The sequence below is a fragment of the Chryseobacterium sp. Leaf201 genome (assembly GCF_001421435.1).
In the GTDB taxonomy this organism is placed as follows: Bacteria; Bacteroidota; Bacteroidia; order Flavobacteriales; family Weeksellaceae; genus Chryseobacterium.
Map to the genome: position 1 here is coordinate 1 of NZ_LMKA01000103.1, position 21,431 is coordinate 21,431.

Annotated in this window: 20 protein-coding genes and 1 tRNA gene; 15 read left to right on the forward strand and 6 right to left on the reverse strand. The window is 40.7% G+C overall.

The window, feature by feature from the left end; translation table 11 throughout:
• Positions 1-446: 446 nt before the first annotated feature.
• Positions 447-523 (reverse strand) — tRNA-Arg (locus tag ASE55_RS15865).
• Between the two features lie 47 nt (positions 524-570).
• On the opposite strand from ASE55_RS15865, the gene ASE55_RS15870 reads away from it, so the two are divergent.
• From ASE55_RS15870 to ASE55_RS15880, 3 genes are read left to right on the forward strand one after another with little or no spacing between them, the layout of a single operon-like run.
• Positions 571-1,617: an ABC transporter substrate-binding protein gene (locus ASE55_RS15870; protein ID WP_056221850.1), complete on the forward strand. Its 1,047-nt coding sequence runs from the start codon at positions 571-573 to the stop codon at positions 1,615-1,617.
• A 43-nt stretch (positions 1,618-1,660) separates the two neighbouring features.
• The gene (mtgA, locus tag ASE55_RS15875; RefSeq protein WP_056221852.1) at positions 1,661-2,305 is read left to right on the forward strand and encodes a monofunctional biosynthetic peptidoglycan transglycosylase; all 645 of its coding nucleotides are present in this window, start codon (positions 1,661-1,663) and stop codon (positions 2,303-2,305) included.
• Between the two features lie 13 nt (positions 2,306-2,318).
• Entirely contained in the window at positions 2,319-4,349 is a 2,031-nt protein-coding gene (locus tag ASE55_RS15880) for a recombinase (protein WP_056221856.1), read from the forward strand.
• Here ASE55_RS15880 and ASE55_RS15885 read toward each other — a convergent pair.
• From ASE55_RS15885 to ASE55_RS15895, 3 genes are read right to left on the reverse strand one after another with little or no spacing between them, the layout of a single operon-like run.
• Positions 4,327-4,620 carry a hypothetical protein gene (locus tag ASE55_RS15885; RefSeq protein WP_056221859.1) on the reverse strand — a complete coding sequence of 98 codons (294 nt, stop codon included), beginning with the start codon at positions 4,618-4,620 and terminating at the stop codon, positions 4,327-4,329. The two genes, ASE55_RS15880 and ASE55_RS15885, sit on opposite strands and share 23 nt — an antisense overlap.
• Before the next feature lie 2 nt (positions 4,621-4,622).
• A complete protein-coding gene (gene recF / locus ASE55_RS15890) occupies positions 4,623-5,726 on the reverse strand; it encodes a DNA replication/repair protein RecF (RefSeq protein ID WP_056221861.1) in 1,104 nt (367 codons plus the stop codon).
• Between the two features lie 3 nt (positions 5,727-5,729).
• Positions 5,730-6,485 carry a hypothetical protein gene (locus ASE55_RS15895; protein WP_056221864.1) on the reverse strand — a complete coding sequence of 252 codons (756 nt, stop codon included), beginning with the start codon at positions 6,483-6,485 and terminating at the stop codon, positions 5,730-5,732.
• 18 nt (positions 6,486-6,503) lie between these two features.
• On the opposite strand from ASE55_RS15895, the gene ASE55_RS15900 reads away from it, so the two are divergent.
• The 12 genes from ASE55_RS15900 to ASE55_RS15955 all read left to right on the forward strand — a co-directional run bounded on the left by ASE55_RS15900 (position 6,504) and on the right by ASE55_RS15955 (position 20,253).
• Positions 6,504-12,395 carry an alpha-2-macroglobulin family protein gene (locus ASE55_RS15900; protein ID WP_056221867.1) on the forward strand — a complete coding sequence of 1,964 codons (5,892 nt, stop codon included), beginning with the start codon at positions 6,504-6,506 and terminating at the stop codon, positions 12,393-12,395.
• Between the two features lie 125 nt (positions 12,396-12,520).
• On the forward strand, positions 12,521-12,976 hold the full coding sequence (locus tag ASE55_RS15905; protein WP_056221870.1) for a DUF1569 domain-containing protein: 456 nt from the start codon (positions 12,521-12,523) through the stop codon (positions 12,974-12,976).
• Positions 12,973-13,515, forward strand: a complete 543-nt coding sequence (locus ASE55_RS15910) for a hypothetical protein (RefSeq protein ID WP_056221873.1) — start codon at positions 12,973-12,975, stop codon at positions 13,513-13,515. Before ASE55_RS15905 ends, ASE55_RS15910 begins: the two co-directional genes overlap by 4 nt.
• A 15-nt stretch (positions 13,516-13,530) precedes the next feature.
• On the forward strand, positions 13,531-14,001 hold the full coding sequence (locus tag ASE55_RS15915) for a hypothetical protein (protein WP_056221876.1): 471 nt from the start codon (positions 13,531-13,533) through the stop codon (positions 13,999-14,001).
• Positions 14,002-14,053: 52 nt separating this feature from the next.
• Positions 14,054-14,425, forward strand: coding sequence for a VOC family protein (locus ASE55_RS15920; protein WP_056221879.1), 372 nt, complete (start codon positions 14,054-14,056; stop codon positions 14,423-14,425).
• 101 nt (positions 14,426-14,526) lie between these two features.
• Entirely contained in the window at positions 14,527-14,976 is a 450-nt protein-coding gene (locus tag ASE55_RS15925) for a VOC family protein (RefSeq protein WP_056221883.1), read from the forward strand.
• A 206-nt stretch (positions 14,977-15,182) separates the two neighbouring features.
• Positions 15,183-15,857: a DUF2490 domain-containing protein gene (locus ASE55_RS15930; RefSeq protein ID WP_056221886.1), complete on the forward strand. Its 675-nt coding sequence runs from the start codon at positions 15,183-15,185 to the stop codon at positions 15,855-15,857.
• Positions 15,858-16,008: 151 nt separating this feature from the next.
• On the forward strand, positions 16,009-17,031 hold the full coding sequence (locus ASE55_RS15935) for a glutaminyl-peptide cyclotransferase (protein WP_056221887.1): 1,023 nt from the start codon (positions 16,009-16,011) through the stop codon (positions 17,029-17,031).
• A 23-nt stretch (positions 17,032-17,054) separates the two neighbouring features.
• Entirely contained in the window at positions 17,055-18,080 is a 1,026-nt protein-coding gene (locus tag ASE55_RS15940) for a glutaminyl-peptide cyclotransferase (protein WP_056221890.1), read from the forward strand.
• A gap of 87 nt (positions 18,081-18,167) precedes the next feature.
• A complete protein-coding gene (locus tag ASE55_RS15945) occupies positions 18,168-19,145 on the forward strand; it encodes a hypothetical protein (RefSeq protein WP_056221891.1) in 978 nt (325 codons plus the stop codon).
• A 38-nt stretch (positions 19,146-19,183) separates the two neighbouring features.
• Positions 19,184-19,798: a deoxynucleoside kinase gene (locus ASE55_RS15950; RefSeq protein ID WP_056221895.1), complete on the forward strand. Its 615-nt coding sequence runs from the start codon at positions 19,184-19,186 to the stop codon at positions 19,796-19,798.
• Between the two features lie 104 nt (positions 19,799-19,902).
• Positions 19,903-20,253: an ArsC/Spx/MgsR family protein gene (locus tag ASE55_RS15955; RefSeq protein WP_056221898.1), complete on the forward strand. Its 351-nt coding sequence runs from the start codon at positions 19,903-19,905 to the stop codon at positions 20,251-20,253.
• Positions 20,254-20,306: 53 nt separating this feature from the next.
• Here ASE55_RS15955 and ASE55_RS15960 read toward each other — a convergent pair whose 3' ends face one another.
• Together ASE55_RS15960 and ASE55_RS15965 are read right to left on the reverse strand one after the other, a co-directional pair.
• Complete coding sequence (locus ASE55_RS15960; protein ID WP_056221900.1) at positions 20,307-20,612, reverse strand: DUF493 family protein; 306 nt, start codon at positions 20,610-20,612, stop codon at positions 20,307-20,309.
• 41 nt (positions 20,613-20,653) lie between these two features.
• Positions 20,654-21,331, reverse strand: coding sequence for a DUF4197 family protein (locus ASE55_RS15965; protein ID WP_056221903.1), 678 nt, complete (start codon positions 21,329-21,331; stop codon positions 20,654-20,656).
• Positions 21,332-21,431 lie beyond the last annotated feature (100 nt).

Sequence of the window (21,431 nt, forward strand, 5' to 3'; positions counted from 1 at the left end):
ATACAACAGTATCAAGTTGGAAATCTTTCAATTACATAGCTTTTATAGTAATAGCTCTGAAGAAATTTTATAAAACTAAAAAAGTTTAAATGACTTCATTAGATGAAGAAGATTATAAAGAGATTAAAAGTATCACAAGATCACAAATTGAACAACTGGAGAGGAGATTCAACATATCGTTTCAGAAAGCAAGGAACTTGACATCAAGACAAAAATAGAAAACGCGCTTGATTCAATGGAAAACCTCGCAAACCTATACCAGTAGGGCGATCTGATGACAAAAAGAACGATAGGGTATTTAATATTTCCCAAAAAAGTGGAATTTGACGGAAAAAGTTTTCAAACACCTAAAATGAATATTGTTGCCCAATGTATCTATCAGTATAACAATGGTTTAGGAAATAAAAAAACCGACATAAGAGAGTGAAAACTTCAAATGTCGGTTTTGGTGACCTCGACAGGATTCAAACCTGTAACCTTCTGAGCCGTAATCAGATGCGCTATTCAGTTGCGCCACGAGGCCGTTAATAAAGGTTTGCAAATATAACACTTTTTTACTTTCTTTGAAAGATGAAACCAAGAATTTTACTATTAATTGCATTTTTAACGCTAACTTCTTGTAAAAGAGAACAGAAAATTTCTGCTTCGGAGCCGGCAGTGATCTCGGGCCTTGTGCAGTACAGCGAAAAAGACGGCATTTTGCATATCCGATCGGGAAAATTCACGTATGATCTTAAGCAAAATCAGCTTCCGCTGAAAAAAATTGTTCTTTTGAATGCAAGTATGGCCGGATATATTTCGGCACTGGGAGCTGAAGATAAGGTAGCGGGAGTTTCAAGTCCGGAATATATTTACGATCAGAAAATTCATGATTTACTGAAAAGCGGGAAGATTCAGCATGTTGGAAATGACCAGAAATACGATGTGGAAAAAATTATTTCACTGAAACCGGATGCTGTATTTACCAATTATATCCCAAGCTTTGACAATACCTACCAGCTGCTGAAAAATAACGGGATTCAGGTGATTTTCCTGGATGAATACATGGAACAGGAACCATTGGAAAAGACCGCTTACATCAAACTGTTCGGAAAGCTTCTGGGAAAAGCGGAGGAAGCTGAAAAAACATACCGTGAAATTGAGAAAAACTACAAGAGCCTGAAGCAGCTGGCCCTGCAGGCAAAAGAGAAACCTGCTGTCCTGGCAAACGAAATGTACGGTGATGTCTGGTATCTTCCCGGCGGAAAGACTTCTGTGGCGCGTTTTATTGCGGATGCCAATGCAGAATATATCCTGAAAAACAATACCGAAGAAAAAGCAGTTACCATGAGTTTTGAAGAGGTGTTTGCCAAATCGGCAGAGGTTCAGTACTGGATCAATGCCGGCAACCATACCTCAAAAAAGGAAATGCTCAGCAAAAATTCTTTTTACAGCAAGATCAGTGCTTTTAATAAAGGCAGGGTATACGTTATTACAGGCAGGGAAAAAGGGCAGGCCAATGATTTTTTCGAAAGCGGCGCCGTAAGGTCAGACCTGGTCCTGAAGGATTACATTAAAATCTTTCACCCCGGGCTGCTGCCGGATTACAAGCTGTCTTACATGAAAGAATTGCAATAACTCAGACTATTTCCTTATTTTTGACATTCTTTTGTATACGGTTATGTGGAATAAAATAAAAAAAATCATATTCATCATTTTGGTTCTGAACGTATTGTTCATCGTTTGGGGAAGGTTCTTCAATCCGCCCATCACCATTACGCAGATCGGAGGGCTTCTGGAGTACGGAAGGCTTCAGAGGGATTACGTTTCGTATGATGAAATGGGGAACAATGTAAAAAAAGCAGTCATTGCTTCAGAAGACCAGAAATTTTTCAATCATGACGGTTTTGATTACCAGGCGATAGAAAAAGCAATGAAAAACAATGAAAAAGGGAAAAGAATGAGAGGCGGAAGCACCATCTCCCAGCAGACCGCTAAAAATATATTTTTATGGCAGGGGAGAAGCTGGTTCAGGAAAGGGCTGGAAGCCATGTATACCTTTATTATTGAAAAGGTATGGACAAAAGACATTATCCTGGAACGGTACCTGAATTCCATTGAAATGGGGCAGGGCGTTTTCGGTGTGGAAGCCGCTTCGCAATATTATTTCGGGAAATCTTCAAAGAGCCTTACGGTATCTGAAGCAGCCTGGATTGCAGCGGTTTTGCCCAATCCCAAGAAGTACGATCCTAAAAATCCTTCGCCCTATCTGAGAAAGAAACACAGCTGGATCATGAGACAAATGAGGAATGTGGGTTTGAAATAGTATCTTTGCACCGATGAAACTCTTTAACTCCAGCACAAATTTTGAGTCTGTTCTTAAAAAATACTTTTCTTTTAAGAATGAAACCCTCTCTCTGGAGCCGTTTGCGGAACTTCTGGAGAGTGTAAAAAGTGCGGATTTTACCGATGTCCTTAATTTTTTCAGGAACAATCCCCGGATTGCCGAAAGCTTTAAATATTACCTTCATCATATTTTCAGGGACAAAACCTTTAATCTGTCGCTTACCGAGGCCAATATTCTATCTGAGAATGCCTTCATACCCGAACTCAAAAAAAGGATTCTTAACAAAGTACTGCCTCCCATTGTTAATGAAAAGACCATCTGGTACATGATTGACAACGTGAGCTTCCGGCCGAAAAATGACCTGAAGTTCTTCCATAACCTTCCGGAAAATGAAATCAATGAGCTCTTCGTGATCCTCGGGATTTCAGATTTTATCGTCATGCCGGATGTAAAAAGGGAAATGCTTTTTTCCATGAACATCCTTTCATGGCGTGTAACGGGATCTGCCATGGAAACCGAAGTGGTAAGAATGGCCCCGCAATACCGTAATTTCGACAATCCGTTTCTCGCTTTGCAGAATGAGCTTGAAGAGCTGGCTTCGGAATTTGAAAAAAATACGGATCTGCAGCTGCACTCCAAGGACAGCCGGTACAAGCAGATTAAAATTTATATCGAGCAGTGCCTGGAATTCGTCAATATTGCCTTTAAAAACTCTTCCAAATACGGGATTTCAGGAAAAATAAACCAGTCGCTTTTGAAAATCCGCCAGCAGGTACAGCGAATCTATGAAATCGTTCAGCTGTTGGTGATTGATGAAGAAAAAGATATTCTGATTAACTCAAAAAGTTTAATTTTTAACATCTTAAGATACAAATCCCACAGGAATAATATTTCTGAACTGATCAATGACAGCACCCGGCTGATTTCCCATCTGATTACCAACCATACGGCAGAAACGGGTACGCATTACATTACGTCTACCCGGAAAGAATACATGACCATGTTCTACAAAGCCAGTGGAGGCGGTATCATTGTAGGCGCTTTATGTGTGCTGAAAATGCTCTACGGCTATATTCCCGGAAGCGATTTTTCACATGCGTTTCTGTATTCCATGAATTATGCGATGGGCTTTGTGATGATTTACCTGATGAGGTTTACGCTGGCCACCAAGCAGCCGGCTATGACTGCCGCTACCATGACCAAAGTACTTTCGGAAGAAGGGAATATCAAAAGCGACAGTACGGAATTTGCCCATCTCGTTTCAAAACTGTTCAGGAGCCAGTTCATTGCTTTTGTCGGGAATGTATTGCTGTCTTTCCCGATTGCCCTGATCATTGTGTACGGCCTTGATGTATTCTTTTCGCAGAATATGGCCGTTGAAAGATCTGATAAGTTATTGAAAGACCTTGATCCTTTCCAGTCCAAAGCGATCCTCCATGCCTGTATCGCCGGCTTTTATCTTTTTATTTCTGGAATTATTTCGGGGAACATCGGGAACAATTCCGTGTTTTACCAGATTCCGGAGCGGATTTCAAAGAATATTTCCATCAGAAGGCTTTTAGGAAAAAATTTCGCGAAAGGCATGTCAACGTACTATGCTAAAAACTGGCCGGGAATTGTATCCAACTTCTGGTTCGGGGTATTTCTGGGAGCTACGGCGCCAATCGGTTTGTTTTTAGGGCTGGATCTGGACATCCGGCACATTACATTTGCCGCCGGAAACTTTGCCATGGGGCTGTACGGAAAAGATTTCTCCGTGGATGCCTATACCTTCTGGATTTCTTTTATTACGGTTTTCCTGATCGGGTTCTTTAATTTCGTGGTAAGCTTCAGTTTATCCATGTTTCTGGCATTCAGGTCCAGAAAGCTGAACTTCGGGCAGGTAAGTGAAATTTACCGGGGCATTTTCAGGTATTTCATAAAAAATCCGCTGCGGTTTTTCTTTCCCCTGACATCCGGACTGGATAAGCGGGCAGACGATATGATGAACAGTACCGTAGCTACAAAATCTGAAGATCGTTAAACTGATCAGCTCCGAACCTCTCCTGGAACTTTTTCAGATAAAAGCTTTTGCGCATCTGGAAATCATGTTTCAGCAGGGGAGAATGGATGCAGATAATGATCCGCTTATCCTCGATATTAACACTTTTAATCTCACAGAACAGGCTTTCGTCAAGATATTCTTCCAGGAAATCTTTGATCTCAAAGGCCACAAGCTTACTTTCAAAACCGTAGATCCTTGCGAAAGATTTCACAAGATCGGATGACTGGTATTCGCGTCTTTTCTTTCTCATGTTCAGATCTCAAAAATGATACTTTCTTCATTAATCTTTTTCACCACACTTTCCGTACGTTCCCTGTGGGTATCCGTAATAAAAATCTGTCCGAAATTCTCCTGGTTCACCAGTTCAATCAGCTGAGAAACGCGGGTGTCATCCAGTTTGTCAAAAATATCATCCAGCAATAGAATCGGGGTTTTATTCGTCAGCTCCTTGATCAGGCTCATCTGTGCCAGTTTCAGGGAAATAAGGAACGATTTCTGCTGGCCCTGGGAACCTGTTTTCTTGATTAACACTGAATCCATTTCAAAAAGAAGGTCATCTTTGTGGATGCCTTTTGAAGTATAGGTCAGCATCCGGTCTTTATCCAGGCTTTCCGTTAAGAGGTCCCGGAACTTCCGGTCAGGCTGAGCGGTGTCAAAACCTTCAATAAGATGCGATTCATAGAGCACGGATACACTTTCCTTTCCGCCAGAAATGATCCTGTAGAAACTCTGGACAATCGGGTTGAGCTTTTCAACGAAATCCTTTCTTTTAAGGAAAATCTTGGTTCCGGAACGGATGATCGGGTCATCATAAATATCTAAAGAGTCTCTGTCCCAGACCCTGTTTTTGGCGAAATACTTTAACAGTGCATTTCTCTGCTGAACCGTTTTCTGATACTGGATCAGGTCAAAAAGATAACCGGAATCCGTCTGTGAGATCATGGAATCCAGGAACCTTCTCCGGCTTTCCCCGGAATCTGAAATCAGGTTGGAATCATAGGGCGAAATCATGACGCTCGGCAGATACCCGATGTGGTCGGCCAGCCGGTCATAGCTTTTGTCATTTTTTTTGATGATTTTTTTCGCTTCCTTAGGCTGCAGGATTTTAATAATGTCTTCACTTTCATCATTCTGTATCTCGGCATCGATGGTGAAAAAATCCTCATCATTTTTAATGTTATTAAGATCGGTATTCCCTAAAAAGCTCTTTCCAACGGAAAGATAGTGAAGCGCATCCAGGATATTGGTTTTCCCCGCACCGTTGTTGCCGACAAAGCAATTGATCTGCGGTGAGAACTCAAACTTCTTCTCCGAATGGTTTTTAAAATTGTACAGGGAAAGTTTCTTAATAATCATTCGTCAAAAATACTCCATTATAAGCAAAAATAAAAAGGGAAGTGCAGAACAAGTTTCCACACCGAATGAAAAATATACATCATCCCGCTCATTTTCAGCGAAATAAATAAGAATATAAGTGACGATACCTGATAAATAAAAAGCAATGGCACTGTTGAAGCTTAAATAAGCGGCTGCGAGAACAGTACTTAGAAAAACCAGGACATAGGCCAGGTACTTTGTGTTCTGTACCCCGATGAGCATAGGAAATGTTCTTACCGTATCTGTTTTCATATCACGGATATCAAACGGCAAAACGAGAGCGGTAATAAAGAAAAAACTGATTAAAAATATAGGGATACTGAATTCCGGAAGGGTAAGCCAGCAGTTCATCAATGCCCAGACCAGGCCTACATAAAAAACTTTCAGCAAAGGGATCTTCCGGATGTAGAGATCCAGGAAAAAGCTGTTGTAGAGCAGCCCCAGGATCACAATGATCAACCATTTAAGCAGCCGTATTTCATTATGGTTATGGATAATTAAAAGGGCGCAGACAATTCCGGCAATTACATTTAAGAGTAAAATGCCTGAAAAATGCTTTGTTTTCTGATATTTGGTATAGAGATACCCGCTGAAATAGGTAATGAAAATAAAACAGACCGTCGGATAGCGGAATGTATTTTGCTCCTCCATGAAAAATACTGCAAAAAGGGTTCCTGTTAAGGATACGTAAAGCTGACTGTCGATAACGGATTTTTTCAGTACTTTTAAAGAATTCATTTATCAAAAATAACACATATGAAAAGATCCTCCAAGATTTTTGTTCTTTTGCTTCTCCTGCTCAATGTTTCAGGGGTTTTTGCCCAGAAATACTATGATGAACAATGGAAAAAAGTATCTGTAAATTATCAGAAAGGAATTTATAAATCCAATCTCCCCATCATTTTAGACATACAGAAACAGGCGATGAAAGATAATAATGTGGTGCAGCTGATCCAGTCTCTGAAGGCGGAATTCAGTATATTGAACCAGACTGCGGATGATGATAAGAATAATGCGGTAAGCGTACTGTTCAAAAAACTTCAAAATGTCGGCGAACAGATAAAAGGAGATGACAAAGTGGTTTATGATGTTTTGCTGAACAGCTTTTTCCTGGATTATTTCGCAGAGCATGCATGGGAAATCGGCAGCAGGACGAATATCAATTCCCAGGATATTTCCCAGATCGGAACCTGGAGCCGGCTTGATTTTAAAAATTATCTTACACAAAATTATCAGAAGCTTGACGGGCAGAAAGCAGAAATGAGAAAAATCTCTTTAAACAAATACAAAGATGTTTTCTCCTATGGTGAATATATTTCCTATTTCCCGACTTTAGAAGACTGGTATCTTATCAAGAAGACCGCTTTTCTCACCAGCAACGATCTTTTCACCAAAAATGAACTGGAAGAAAACCGCACCGGGGTAAATGCCATATATGATGGATTGATCTCTCAGAATACCGGAAATCCACGGTTGTATTTTATGCACAAAAAACTGCAGGATACCTGTGATTTCAGCCGCTGCAAAAACAGATTGGAACAGCTTCAGAGCCTTCTGGCATCTGAAACGGAAGGTGATTATAAGGTGATGATCATGAATGAGGTGATTGAGGAACTTATTTCTAAAAACAAAGAGAAAGAAGCCATTGCGATTATCAATCAGGCAAAAATAAAATATCCGGAATCTCCTTTTATCAAGAGCATAAAAAATAAGGAAAATGAGATTACCAACCCGTCCCTGAATATAAAATATGAACAGCAGACACAAAGCAGCCTGCCGGTTCATTTCGTAGCGGAACATAAAAATGTTTCTTCTTTTTCTGTTACCATTTACGGAGTGAAGGAAGATCTGTCCACATTTCTGCAGTATGTACAGAATCCTTATCCCAATCCGTTTGCGAAGATTAAAAAGAGCCTGGTAAAAAAAGAAACTTACCGGCTGGATGATCCTGAAGATTACCGGACCCATAAAACATCCCTCGAAATAAAACCGCTTCCGCCGGGAATTTACCTTGCAGAATATGCTGTGGACGGGATAAATGATAAAGATGAGGACGCAGAAAAGGACTTTTACTTCCTGGTGTCCGGCAATAAAGTGATTTATCAGACAAAAACAGAACGCAATGCATTAGCCAATGAATTGAAACTGGTCAACAGTGAAAACGGAAGACCGGTTGTGAATGAAAGTCTTACCTTTTATGAATTTGCGGGTAAAGTTTTAAGCAAGACCGAAGGAAAAACCGATGATGAAGGGGTCTTTAAATTTCCGGTGACGGCAAATAAAGACTATTACAGGACTTTTTTAATCCGGCAGCCAAAAACCAATGATTTCCAGATGATGCAGGTTTCAGGAGACAGGTCGGTCAGCAGTTACAATCCGAAAGAAACACAGGTTAAAGCCCAGATTTTTACAGACCGTGCTATCTACAGGCCCGGACAGACGCTTTATTTTAAAGTCATCAATACACAACTCAATAAAGAAACTGAATCTGTAGTGGCAGGATTAAAACAGAAGATCACTTTAACGGATGCAAACGGGCAGGAAGTATCGGTGCAGAACTTCACTACCAGTGCGTTCGGTTCTTATCACGGAAGCTTTATGCTGCCGAAAGGAAAGCTGAACGGAACATTTTATTTAAAAACCGATGATGAAACACAAGGGTATAAAAATATCCGGGTTGAAGAATACAAGAGGCCGAAATTTGAAGTTACTTTTGAACCGGTAAAAGATGAATATAAATACGGCCAGACCATCGAACTGAAAGGAAAGGTAATGACGTTTTCAGGGATTGCTCTGAGCAATACTAAGGTGGGTTATGAAATTAAAAAACAGAATATTCGCTGGAGGTATTTCAGCAGTTATCCGGAGGGAGACGATCAGGAAAATTCTATTTTAGGGGAAGCGGAAACCAATGAAAAAGGAGAGTTCATCATCAGGCTGGATCTTAAAAAAGATGAAAAATTAGAGGGAATACAGATTGATAATTATTCTGTCAATGCCTCTGTGACGGATATTAACGGGGAAACCCAAACAGCAGGCACAGAGTTGAAGGTAGCATCGGTTTCACATTATATTGAAGCGGATGATGTTAAAAATGTTTTCTCCGGTGAAAATATAAAAGTAAAAGTTGAAACCAAAAATTACAACGAACAGGTTCTTAAAAAACCGTATCAGGTGAGGCTTTCAAAACTTGTATCTCAGGACAGGATTTTCAGGAATAATTTCAGATCGGAAGTTCAGGATCTGCCGCAATTCTCAAAACAGGAATTTATCAGCAGATTTCCGCACGATTTGTATGATAAAAATGATGAGGTTAAAAACAGGAAAGTGTCATCAGTTGTCATAGACGGTGCAAAGCGGAGTGAAGAATTTCTTGATCTCGGAAAACTGGAAACCGGTGACTACAGGCTAGAATTATATAATATTGAAGGTAAAGACACCATAAAAACCTCCCAGAATTTCAGTGTCTGGAATAAAAAATCTCTGGATGCTTCCCAGAAAACATTCCTTACGGTTGTAGACCCCAAAAGAGAATTTTCAAGAGGCGAAAAAGCTGTGGTGTATTTGTATTCTGCAGTTCCGGATGCCCTGGTAAATATTTTTATCCAGGACGGCTCAGGAAAAACAGTTGCCGAAGTCAGGGAATTTAAAAACGGTGTTTTGGAATATTCCGTTGATATGCCCAATGATAAATCGGTTTCAGCTTTAGATTTACAGTTTCAGGTTGTGGCTTTTAATGATGTCCAGACGCAATCTGTAAACCTTGTGGTGAAAAATTCAGAAGAAGAACCTTTAAGAATTGAAACGGTTACTTTCAGAGATAAAATAGAACCGGGTTCAAAAGAAAAATGGTCGGTAAAAGTGTTGGGAAATAGGAAAGAACACATAAGCGCTGAAGTTTTGGCCAATATGTATGACCTGTCTCTGGACAAGTTTGCAAAAAACGATTTTAACTGGCGCAGTCTCTATACTCCTATGTCAACTGTAACGTCATATGACATCAGGCAATACCTGCTTCAGAAATATTATCAGAAAAGGCAGGCGTATTTTGACAGCCCACAGGTTGAAGCTCCTTATTTTAATTGGTTTGATGGCAGTTCCTATATTGTCGATAATCTATTAAAAACAACAACCAGACTTATTGCTCAGGAAGGTGTAAAAGCTGCAGCATATACGCCACCGCCTTCACCAGTTGCCGCGAAAGCGAAAATGAGATTGTCAAGTGCAAGAGTCGATGATGAAGCGATTAATATTCTGAATTCTGGCAGACAGTTAACGGAACAGGAGAAAAAAGAATTAATGGATGTAGATGATAAAAATATTCTTCAAAATATTCAGATACGCCAGAACCTTAACGAAACCGCCTTTTTCTATCCTGATCTGAAAACCGATTCAGAAGGCAACGTAAGCTTTGAATTTACGTCTCCTGAAGCACTGACAAAGTGGAAGCTGATGTTCCTGGCGCATACCAAAGATGCAAGAGCAGCAACCCTGGAACAGGAAGTGGTGACGCAGAAAGAATTTTCAGTGACCCCGAACTACCCGAGATTTTTAAGAGAAGGGGATGAGCTGAATCTTCAGTCAAAACTGTCAAACTTAACCGGTAAAAAGTTAAGCGGTTCGGCAAGCCTGCAGATTTTAGATGCTTTCACCAATGAAGATATTTCCTCTCAGTTTGGATTAACTTCAGGCAGTCAGAATTTTGACCTGAATGAAAACGGGAACTCAGCATTGACCTGGAAACTGAAAGTACCGGATAACGTTTCCGCTATTATTTTAAAGGTACTGGCAAAGGCAGGACGGTATTCTGACGGTGAACAGCAGGCCATCGCCGTGCTGCCGAACAGGATGCTGGTAACCGATGCCGTTCCGGTTTTCGTAAAAGAGGGCGAGACAAAAACGTTTGAACTGGAAAACCTTAAAAATAACAATTCAGCAACCGTTTCAAATGTCTCCCATACGCTGGAGCTGACAACGAATCCGATCTGGGAAATTATGTTTGCGCTTCCGGGCCTGAAAAACGACCAGAACAATTCTGCCGATGTAATCTTTAATAAATGGTTTGCCGATGTGCTGGCTTCGGAAATTTTCAGATCAAATCCCAAAGTGAAAACTGTTTTTGAAGAATACCAGAGTAAAGGATTACTGAATTCAAATCTGGAGAAAAACCAGGAACTGAAGCAACTGTTGCTGGAAGAGACGCCGTGGGTACTGGAAAGCAAAAATGAACAGGAGCAGATGGCAAAATTAGCTTTATTGTTTGATGCCAATACAATGAAAAATTCAATTACCCGGGATTGGGACGATTTCAGAAAACTGCAGAATCCGGATGGCGGGTTCTCCTGGTACCAGGGTTCTCCGAGTTCTTATTCCACATCGCTGTATATTCTGAAAAACCTGGGCAGGATCAATTCATGGTTGAAAGAAAATGTTAAAGATTATCAGAATAATGAACAGGATGAACTGGTGACACAATTGGTTCAGTATGTTGACAATGGAATTAATAACTACTATGATGTAAAGAAAGCAAATGTCTGGAATAACACAGTGATTGATTATCTTGATACCAGGAACTACTGGGAAAAACAGCATCCTCTGAAAGGGAAGGGGGCAGCTTTGAAAGCTTCCGTAAAACAGAAGGCAAAAACGGCTAAACTGACCGATTTTACATTCTTCGGACTGCACCGGATGGCTTTACTGATGCACAGTTACGGTTTAAAAGATGTTTCGGATAAAATACTGAATAACCTAAAAGAAACATCCGTTGATTCTAAAAATCAGGGGGTTTACTGGAAACAGAACCTGGACGGCTGGGGCTGGTTCAGCTCCAAAGTGGTAAATCAGGCGGGTGCTTTGGAAGCATTCAACAAACTCAAGCCGAATGATCAGAAGTTTGCTGAAGACATGAAGATCTGGCTGATCACACAGAAAGAAGTAAATTCCTGGGGAAGTTCAAGGGGTACGGCTGAGGTCATCTTCACCATCCTGAATGCAGGGAAATCCTGGACAGGCACAGAGAGTGACAAAGCTGCCATCATCTGGGGCGGAAAAGAACTGAAACCGGAAACCCAGGCAACAGGCTATGTGAAATCTACGGTAAAAACTGATGTTGTGGATAAAAACCTGGCTACTGTTACCGTAACAAAACCGGGACCCGGAATTGTGCAGGGCGGATTATTCTGGCAGTATTATGAAGACCTGGATAAAATTCAGTCTTCTGAAAACTACCTTTCCGTAACCAAAGAGCTCTACCGGAAAATTAAAACCGTAAACGGGGAAGAATTGCAGAAAATCTCACCGGAAACTCCGCTGAAAGTCGGTGATAAAGTAACCGTAAGAATGATTCTGAATACGGACCGCCCAATGGAATTTATCCACATCAAGGATATGAGAGCCGCAGGATTTGAGCCTTTGGATGTGCTTTCCGGCTATCAGTGGAAAAATAATTTGGGCTATTATCAGTCGGCAAAAGATGCCTCCACCAATTTTTATATTGAGCAGATGCCGAAAGGAAAATATGTGTTTGAATATGATGTCATCGCCAATGCTTCCGGAAGCTTTTCCAACGGGATCACCACCATCCAGAACTATTACGCACCTCAGATGAATGCGCATACCAAAGGAATGAATGTCCGGATTGCGGAATGATAAAGACAATGAATAATTAATCTGAAGCTTTTCACTATTTGTGGGGAGCTTTTTTTTGAATGTATGCGGGATAATGATCAGAAAAAACTGATATATTTGCCTTTTACAATCAGATAAATCAAACTATGGAAAATGTTTTTGATGCGAAAACGGCTCAGCATTATATTGACAGGATTAACAGGCTGACCCCTGAAACAGAAGGGCTGTGGGGGAAAATGACCGTTGATCAGATGCTGGCGCACTGTAATGTATCCTATGAAATGGTGTATGAACCTGAAAAGCATAAAAAACCGGGAGCGATTGCAAAATTTATCCTGAAATCATTTGTAAAGCCTAAAGTAGTGGGCGAGAAAGCGTATGCACAGAACGGGCCTACGTCTCCGCAGTTTCTTATTTCGGAGCAGAAAGATTTCGCGGAAGAAAAAAAACGGCTGATCGGGTTTATCCAGAAAACACAGCAGCTGGGGACTTCTGCTTTTGACGGAAAAGAATCGTTCTCATTCGGGAAACTGAAAGCGCAGGAGTGGAGCAATATGTTTGCAAAGCATTTGAATCACCATTTGTCACAATTCGGCGTATGATCAGGATGAAAAATACACTGCTGTTATTACTGTTGGCTTTCTCATGTTCATTTTCTTTCGGGCAGTCAAATAGTTTCCCTTTGAAAAATGAAGATTTCAGTACCCTGTTAATGAATGACGGAACGCCTTTCCACGGGATCATTTCATCTGATGAAAAAGTGATTAAGTTCAGGATACAGAACGCTGCAAAAAATTCTGAAAAACAGGAACAGTATTTGGTTTCCGGTTATTCTGATGTAGACGGAACCGTAACGGATTTCTCCGGCGAAATTACCTTTACCCAGAAATACAATGTAAAAGATCTTCCGGATGAAATGCTTGTTTTCGGAGATTTTATCATGAAAGAAGCTGGATCAGGTGAACATTCCGGAATATTCACCGGTAAGCTGAGAATCCAGACCCTTAAAAAAGTGTCAAAAGACAGCAAAGGCGGCGTAACGTTTAAAGGGAAATGGAAAAACCACGCCGGGAACCTGGATTTTGACGCCTGGTGGGCTAATTTTGTTCCGACGGATATCTCTAAGGTAGTATTTAAATAAAAACTTAAACCATATATGAAAAAACTTCTGTTACTCCTCATGCTCATCTCCAACTGCATAGCAGCGCAGATGCCGGATATTTCACAGGTCTGGCTGAATAACAGCAAAGCCTACACCGGAACCATCGGCAGTAAAGGGCAGGAAATCAAGCTTAAGATCAGCATTTCCGAACAGAACAAAAAGAATGACCAGGAATATTTTGTTTCGGGATATACGCTGGTGGATAAAAACTATACTAAGTTCGAGGGTAAAATGGCAATTACCAAATACAAGGATGCGGGCAAAAAAGGAACGGTCTACGGCGAATATGAACTTGCAGAAGAAAACAAAGGGAAGCATTCCGGAATTTTCAAGGGTAAGTTTATTTATACTTTCAGATGGAACAGAGAAACACAGAAAGTAGACGCTCAGTATATAGACCTGATCGGTGACTGGAAAAGTTATGACAGCACACTGGATTTTAAAACCAGGATCAAAAACCAGTAATCATACGGGATTTCTGTAAAAAACAACATTCATCATATTCAAATAAAAAAGTATGAAATTAGGCGCATTCTCAATCAGTTTAAGTGTGAAAGACCTTCAGAAGTCCAGGGATTTCTATGAGAAACTGGGGTTCAGTGAAATGGGCGGAAACATGGACCAGAATTATGTGATCATGAAAAACGGGAATCATATTATCGGGCTTTTTCAGGCAATGTTTGACGGGAATATGCTCACATTCAATCCGGGCTGGGACCAGAATGCCCAAAATCTGGAAGTTTTTGATGATGTCCGTGATATTCAGAAACACTTAAAAGAACAGGGGGTGGAACTTCAGAAGGAAGCCGATGAAACCACAGCCGGGCCGGAACATATTTATCTGAAAGATCCGGATGGCAATATGATTTTAATCGATCAGCACAGGTAATCAGCTTAAACAGCTTCTGCATCCAAATTTTTTAAGTCGAAAATAAAAAGGCTGATTACATTCAGGATAAAATAAACTGTAAATAAAAACAAAATAAAACTATGGCAACGGTAAACGTATATTTAACATTCAACGGAAACTGCAGGGAGGCATTTGATTTCTATAAGTCGGTTTTCGGAGGCGAATATCCTTACGTGGGAACTTTCGGGGAAATGCCTCCGGTAGACGGTAAAGAAATTCCTGAAGAAGACAAAAATAAGATCATGCACATTACGCTTCCGATCTCCGGAGAAACCATGCTGCTGGGAAGTGATACCGGCGGGGATTGGGGTTCCAGTCATCAGCAGGGAAACAATTTCTCAATCTCAATAAATGCAGACTCAAGAGAAGAAGCGGATAAGCTTTTCAACGGCCTTTCTGATGGCGGTACCGTAACCATGCCGATGGAAGATACGTTCTGGGGTGCTTATTTCGGAATGTTCACCGATAAATTCGGAATCAACTGGATGGTTAATTATGATGATCCTGCAAAAGCACAGCAGCACCCATAATTTTTAATCAGCAATACATTTATATTAAACCGACAGAATATTCTGCCGGTTTTTAGTTTTAATCTACTGAGGTTGATCAAATTCTGTTTAAATAAGCTGCATATTACATTCTTTCTGTTTCGGTAAAAAAATAATTTTGCGTATTATTGATAATCAATATTGAATTTTAATTATTTAATAGATTTTGATAATAAAATTACAGGAAAATGAAAAGGATAAGATCGTTTGCCTTAGGCATTTGTATGCTGGGCGCTCCGTTTTTACAGGCTCAGAAAAGTGACTTGGGAGCCTGGTATATGTATTTTGGGAATAATAAAATCAGTAAAAAACTGAATTTCCATAATGAGATCCAGTACCGGAATTTTGATGCACTGGGCGATATGGAGCAGCTTTTGGTACGTACCGGGATCGGGTATGACCTTACGGAAAACAACAATAACGTTTTGCTGGGCTATGGCTTCATCTTAAGCAGGCCTTATGTAAACGGCGAAAAAACTGAAAATACGGAACACAGGATTTTCCAGCAGTATATTACCAAACAAAAATTCGGGCAATTCAATATCCAGCACCGGTACCGGCTGGAAGAACGGTTTCTTGAAGAAGATTTCAGGATGAGGTTCAGGTATTACTTGGGATTCAACATTCCGATCAGCAGTAAGGAAATGCAGCCCGGAGCGCTTTACGCATCAGCCTACAATGAAATATTCCTGCATCTTGACAGTCCGGTTTTCGACAGGAACAGGGTGTACGGGGCACTGGGCTATGTGATTAATAAAAATATGAGGATCGAGGCCGGCTATATGAACCAAATCCAGGAGAACAAAAACCGCGGGCAGATCCAGATCGGTTTTTATAACAATATCCCGTTTACAAAGAATTAAAAGACACAGCTGAACCTGAATCCGGTCTTGTGATGATGCACTCTGCGTAAGCCGCTGCCACAGGCCGGTGATAATTTCGCCAACATCTTTCTGAAATTGGCAGTAGGCAATAAAATTTTACTAATTTTGGGGAAATTATTTTAGAAATTCAATGAAAAAAAATATAATAGCGGGATTTGCCGCAATTCTGTTGCTGGCAGCCTGTAAAAATGATAAAAAAATTCTGGATTCTCTGGCAGATTACAACAACTCCATGGAGCAGAAAGGCTATCATTTCGGGGATAAGCTGGCGTTACCGGAAGAGGTGACCGGTGATGCGGAAAGTATCTCCATCAGTTTCGGGGACAAAGAAACCTCAAACCTTACCGTTGATCCTAAGTTCTTCACTCTGGGAGACAATGCCGTAACCTTCAACATCAAAACAAAAGGCGGGGAAACACTTACGCAGGATGCAACCATCAATGTTTTTGCAAAAAATCCTGAAAAAAGTATCGCTTATGAAATCGTGGCAGAATATCCCCATGATCCTAAAAATTTCGTACAGGGATTCCAGGTGGAAGGAAATACGATTTATGAAAGTGACGGGCAGAACGGTTCTTCCCAGATCCTGAAATATACACTGGGAACTACCACGCCTCTGGCCTCAACAAAACAGGGCCAGCAGGATTTTTCTGAAGGAAGCACAATCGTTGGGGATAAAGTATACCAGCTGACCTGGCAGAGCAAAAAAGGATACATTTATGATAAAAATTCATTGAAGCTGTTATCTGAGTTTGCTTATCCGAACGTCCTGGGAGAAGGCTGGGGACTTACCTATGACGGTAAAAACCTGATTGCATCAGACGGAAGCAAGCTTTTGTATTTCCTTGATCCTGCAGATCCTTCCAAACTGATAAAATATATTGCCGTAGCAGGAAGCTCGCAGATTTATGACCAGCTGAACGAACTGGAATACCACAACGGGTTTATCTATGCCAACGTATGGCAGAAACCCATTGTCCTGAAAATTAATCCGTCCAACGGGGAAGTGGTGGGAACCTTTGATTTTACGGAAATCGCGAAGCAGAATACGAAAGGAAGCGATGATGTGCTGAACGGAATTGCTTTTAAAGGGGAAAATATGCTGGTAACCGGAAAGAACTGGCCGAAGATTTATGAAGTGGCTGTTAAATAATTTCCGGGCTAATTAAAATATACGTGAAGAAAAGTCTGATCACAGGTTTTGCCGCTATTTTATTGCTGGCCTCCTGTAAAAACGATAGGAAAATACTGGATGCCCTGGCGGATTACAATCATTCGATGGAGGAGAAAGGGTACCGTTTCGGGGATAAAATAACACTTCCGAAAGAGGTAACCGATCAGGCAGAAAGTATATCCATCAGTTTTGGAGACCGGGAAACTTCCGGTTTAACAGTCGATCCGGAGTTTTTTGAATTTGGGAATAATGAAGTGACGTTCAACATTAAAATGAAAGATGGCGAAACGCTGAACCAGGATGCGACCATTAACGTCTTTACAAAAACTCCTGAGCAGAATATTGCCTACGAAATCGTTGCGGAATATCCCCATGATCCTAAAAATTTTACGGAAGGCTTTTTCATTGAAGGCAGTACCGTATACGAAAGTACCGGACTGAAAGGCGAATCCAGATTAATAAAATATACCCTGGGAAGTACGGTTCCTTCTCAGTCTGTAAAACAGGCGCCGGAAATTTTTTCCGAAGGCTGCGCCATGGCCGGGGACAGGATTTATCAGCTGACTTATCAGAGTAAAATCGGATTTGTTTACGATAAAAATACATTTAAGAAAATCTCGGAATTTCCTCTGCCTGATGCGTTCTGGGAAGGCTGGGGACTGACATATGACGGAAAAAACCTGATTGCGGATACCGGTTCCAACGACCTGTATTATTTAGATGCCGGTAACCCTTCAAAAGTGGTAAAAAAGATTCCGGTCGGCGGAAATAAGGATATTTATAACCAGATCAATGAACTGGAATACCATAACGGGTTTATTTATGCGAATGTCTGGCATCAGCCTTATATTTTAAAAATAAATCCGGCAACCGGAGAGGTAACCGGCAGGTTTGATTTTACAAAAATCACTGAAGAACATACCAAAAATAACAGTGAACACGTTCTGAACGGGATTGCTTTCAAAGGAGAGCATATGCTGGTGACCGGGAAAAACTGGCCGAAGATTTATGAAGTGGCAATTAAATAGTTAAAATTGATAATCGTTTCCGTTGCATACAATAAAATAAGTAAATTGGCAGTGTTCCCGGGTGGGGCGCTTCTTTAGTAAAACAAGTTGAAAATACTACATTTAATATTCATATTTATTTTCTGTTCATTATCTGCACAGAACATGCTTCCGTTGGACACGCTGAAGCTGAAGGAAGCCAAAGATATGCTGGCCGACGATTACGGGAACCTGTATATCTACAAAAACAAAGATTTCAGCCTGACCAAATATGATTCCCTGGGAAAGCAGCTGGGGCAGATGATGCTTACGGTTCCTTACAAGGTGCAGTCTGTACAGAACCCGCTAACGGTTGCCCTGTTCTCTGAAAATGCCCAGGAAATGAAATTCATTGACCAGAACATGAATGAAATCCAGAAGGTGGATTTTAAGCATAAATTCGGATTCATTAAAATGGCCTATGCCGAAGACCTGCAGCAACTGTGGCTTCTGGATGACAGCACCAAGCGGCTGATCCAGTATAATTTCCGGAATGAGACCATCATCAATTCGTATCCTTTTGATGCAAGCTTTGATGAACTGTCTGATCTTTTGGTATACGAAAACAGGGTGTATATCCTGACGAAAAAGCAGATCCTGGTATATACTTTTAAATTCGAGAAGATTTTTGAGGCCGATATAGAGAACGGGAAACGATTCAGGAGGGAAAACGAAGCTGTATTGGTCATTACAAACAATTCGGTGGTAAAATACGTTCCGGAAAAAGAACTGGTGACGGTTTTTAATAATCCCGACGCACGGATTGTGGATAAAAATACGCTTTCTTATTTTGAAATCAAAGCCAACAAACTTTATCTTTACAGCCTGGAAAAGAAGCAGGAAGAAAGCATTCAGACTGAGCCTGACCCTAAACGGAAAGACACCGTACAGGATGTTGAACGGTCTGAAATAAAACCTGCAGAACCTGACAGCCCGGAAGGGAAACTGGAGAAAAAGACAGAGGAGATTGAAAGTGAAAACCCTGCAGAAAGTTCCCTGCAGAAACTCATTGAAGACTCTTCCGAAGTACAGTCTGCCGGCGTTTAAATATTCATTCATCAACATTATAATAGTAAGGTAAAAATATGCATATTGCAGTTACAGGAAACATTGGCGCAGGCAAAACGACATTGACGACTATGCTTTCCAAACATTACGGCTGGGATGCCCAGTTTGAAGACGTGGACCACAACCCTTATCTGGAAGATTTCTATGCAGATATGAGCAAATGGAGCTTTGCCCTGCAGATCTACTTTCTGGGGAGCCGGTTCCGCCAGGTAAAGGAAATCCGGGAAAGCGGAAAAAATATTATCCAGGACCGTACCATCTATGAAGATGCCCACATCTTTGCAGAAAACCTGAATGATATGAAGCTGCTCTCCGAGAGGGATTTCAATAATTATATAGCGGTTTTCAGCCTGATGAAATCGTTCATCTCCGCGCCTGATCTTTTGATTTATCTTAAATCTGACGTACCGAACCTGGTAAAGAAAATTTATAAGAGAGGAAGGGAATACGAAGCATCCATCAGCATTGAATACCTTTCCAAACTGAACCAGAAATATGAAAGATGGATTTCTGATTATACAGAAGGCAAACTGCTGATTATTGAAGTGGATGACCTGGATTTTGTAGAGAAACCGGAGGATTTTGGATTTATCCTGGAAAAGATAGAAGGGCAACTGAACGGCCTGTTTTAGAAAAATAGACGTAAAATCCTATTGATTTAACCTGATTTCTTCCTAACTTTACCGTAAACCAAAATTAGCACATCCGGTGTTACATGCAATTGAATGAATAGAATATGTTAGTAAAAGTTTTACATAATGGCAGTTGTTCAAAATCCAATGCGGTTTTGGAATACCTTGATGAAAACGGGGTTCCGTTTGAGATGATTAATTTCATGGAAGAGCCGCTGAGCGAATCTGAAATTAAAACCCTTTTAAAAAAGATGAACCAGGATGTTTTCCATATCATCAGAAAGTCTGAAAGGCTGTATATGGAAAAATTTGCCAATAAAAACCTGTCTGAAGAAGAGTGGATTAAAGTTTTATCTGAAAACCCTTCACTGATCCAGAGGCCGATCCTGATCAAAGGTTCCGTAGCCATGCTGGGAAGGCCGATTGAAAACGTAAAATTCTTTATTGAAAAATAAACAGTCACTAAAAGTAAATAAAAAAGTCAGCAGTAATGCTGACTTTTTGTATTCTATAGTAAAATGACACCTTCTATTTTGGCCACTTCTTTATAAATAAAAACTACCTGATCGGCATCCAGAACAAATGCATTGATATTGCACGCCGTGTATTTGCCGTTCTTGCTCTCGCGGTTTCCCAAAGTGAATTTGATACCGTCGAAAACCTTATAGATTTCAGTCAGTTTTGCCTGATCGGTCGGAATGATAAATTTAAATAAATAATCTTCCGGAAAATCATGATGATCCTCCAGTTTCTCCTTCAAGGAATTATAAAAATCCTCAGGATTCGCATGCTGGTTCCCCTGTAATATGTCCATTTACAAATTTTAAATATACTTTAAATATACTGAAGATTTTTCTATTTTCCAAGCGGCCCTAAAAGCGACTTGGAATTTTCCACTTCGTAATTCTCAATAATGTTAAACATCCCATTGACCAACTGTTCTGAGGCCAGCTGGCTAAGGCTTCCTGCGCTTACCGTCGTTTTATTCCCGCCCAACAGGCTTCCCAGAAGATTTCCTCCGGCCAGGGCGGTGTTGATGCTTTTAACGATCCCATACTGGTTCAGCTGCTCATCCACTTTCGGCGTGATGGCCAATACCAGCTGCTGGGCTGTTTTCTCTTTCAGGATCTGGGTGGCAGTCCCTTTCTCTCCCTGAATGATTCTTGTCACATCCTGTGCATTCAGGCTGTTCACTGCATTAACTAAAATCGGCTTTGAAATATTAACCGTATAAACGGCGGCATCAGCAATATAAGCCCTCTCTTTGGCAACCAGAGACGGTGCCACTTTTTCCAGCAGTGCATTGATTTCCCTCAGCTGTTTTGGAAGTGCCTTGTCTACCATATTGTTCTGCAGGAACGCATCTTTGTTGCTGTAGATATTTACGCCTTTCTCGATCCCGTTTAAAAGAAATCTCTTAATAATTGAAAGGCCGACATCCGTTGTCGCTAAAGTACTGCAGGATTGCATGGTGGTATTGATAACAGCTCCTGTCCCGATGATGAGAGCAGCAGCAATAATGTATTTTTTCATTGATCCAGATTAAACTTTATATATTTTCAAATAACGAACCAAATGTAAGCACAAAAATAATTTTAACAAATTTTAAAATAATGTTAATATTTCAATGTTA

Bases quoted from the DNA above. Each gene is read 5' to 3' on its own strand.
- ASE55_RS15895 (WP_056221864.1), bottom strand. From the start codon at position 6,485: ATGAATTCTTTAAAAGTACTGAAAAAATCCGTTATCGACAGTCAGCTT.
- ASE55_RS15905 (WP_056221870.1), top strand. From the start codon at position 12,521: ATGGAAAATGTTTTTGATGCGAAAACGGCTCAGCATTATATTGACAGG.
- ASE55_RS15870 (WP_056221850.1), top strand. From the start codon at position 571: ATGAAACCAAGAATTTTACTATTAATTGCATTTTTAACGCTAACTTCT.
- ASE55_RS15930 (WP_056221886.1), top strand. From the start codon at position 15,183: ATGAAAAGGATAAGATCGTTTGCCTTAGGCATTTGTATGCTGGGCGCT.
- ASE55_RS15955 (WP_056221898.1), top strand. From the start codon at position 19,903: ATGTTAGTAAAAGTTTTACATAATGGCAGTTGTTCAAAATCCAATGCG.
- ASE55_RS15900 (WP_056221867.1), top strand. From the start codon at position 6,504: ATGAAAAGATCCTCCAAGATTTTTGTTCTTTTGCTTCTCCTGCTCAAT.
- ASE55_RS15915 (WP_056221876.1), top strand. From the start codon at position 13,531: ATGAAAAAACTTCTGTTACTCCTCATGCTCATCTCCAACTGCATAGCA.
- ASE55_RS15960 (WP_056221900.1), bottom strand. From the start codon at position 20,612: ATGGACATATTACAGGGGAACCAGCATGCGAATCCTGAGGATTTTTAT.
- ASE55_RS15935 (WP_056221887.1), top strand. From the start codon at position 16,009: ATGAAAAAAAATATAATAGCGGGATTTGCCGCAATTCTGTTGCTGGCA.
- ASE55_RS15950 (WP_056221895.1), top strand. From the start codon at position 19,184: ATGCATATTGCAGTTACAGGAAACATTGGCGCAGGCAAAACGACATTG.
- ASE55_RS15910 (WP_056221873.1), top strand. From the start codon at position 12,973: ATGATCAGGATGAAAAATACACTGCTGTTATTACTGTTGGCTTTCTCA.
- ASE55_RS15920 (WP_056221879.1), top strand. From the start codon at position 14,054: ATGAAATTAGGCGCATTCTCAATCAGTTTAAGTGTGAAAGACCTTCAG.
- recF (WP_056221861.1), bottom strand. From the start codon at position 5,726: ATGATTATTAAGAAACTTTCCCTGTACAATTTTAAAAACCATTCGGAG.
- mtgA (WP_056221852.1), top strand. From the start codon at position 1,661: ATGTGGAATAAAATAAAAAAAATCATATTCATCATTTTGGTTCTGAAC.
- ASE55_RS15965 (WP_056221903.1), bottom strand. From the start codon at position 21,331: ATGAAAAAATACATTATTGCTGCTGCTCTCATCATCGGGACAGGAGCT.
- ASE55_RS15925 (WP_056221883.1), top strand. From the start codon at position 14,527: ATGGCAACGGTAAACGTATATTTAACATTCAACGGAAACTGCAGGGAG.
- ASE55_RS15880 (WP_056221856.1), top strand. From the start codon at position 2,319: ATGAAACTCTTTAACTCCAGCACAAATTTTGAGTCTGTTCTTAAAAAA.
- ASE55_RS15885 (WP_056221859.1), bottom strand. From the start codon at position 4,620: ATGAGAAAGAAAAGACGCGAATACCAGTCATCCGATCTTGTGAAATCT.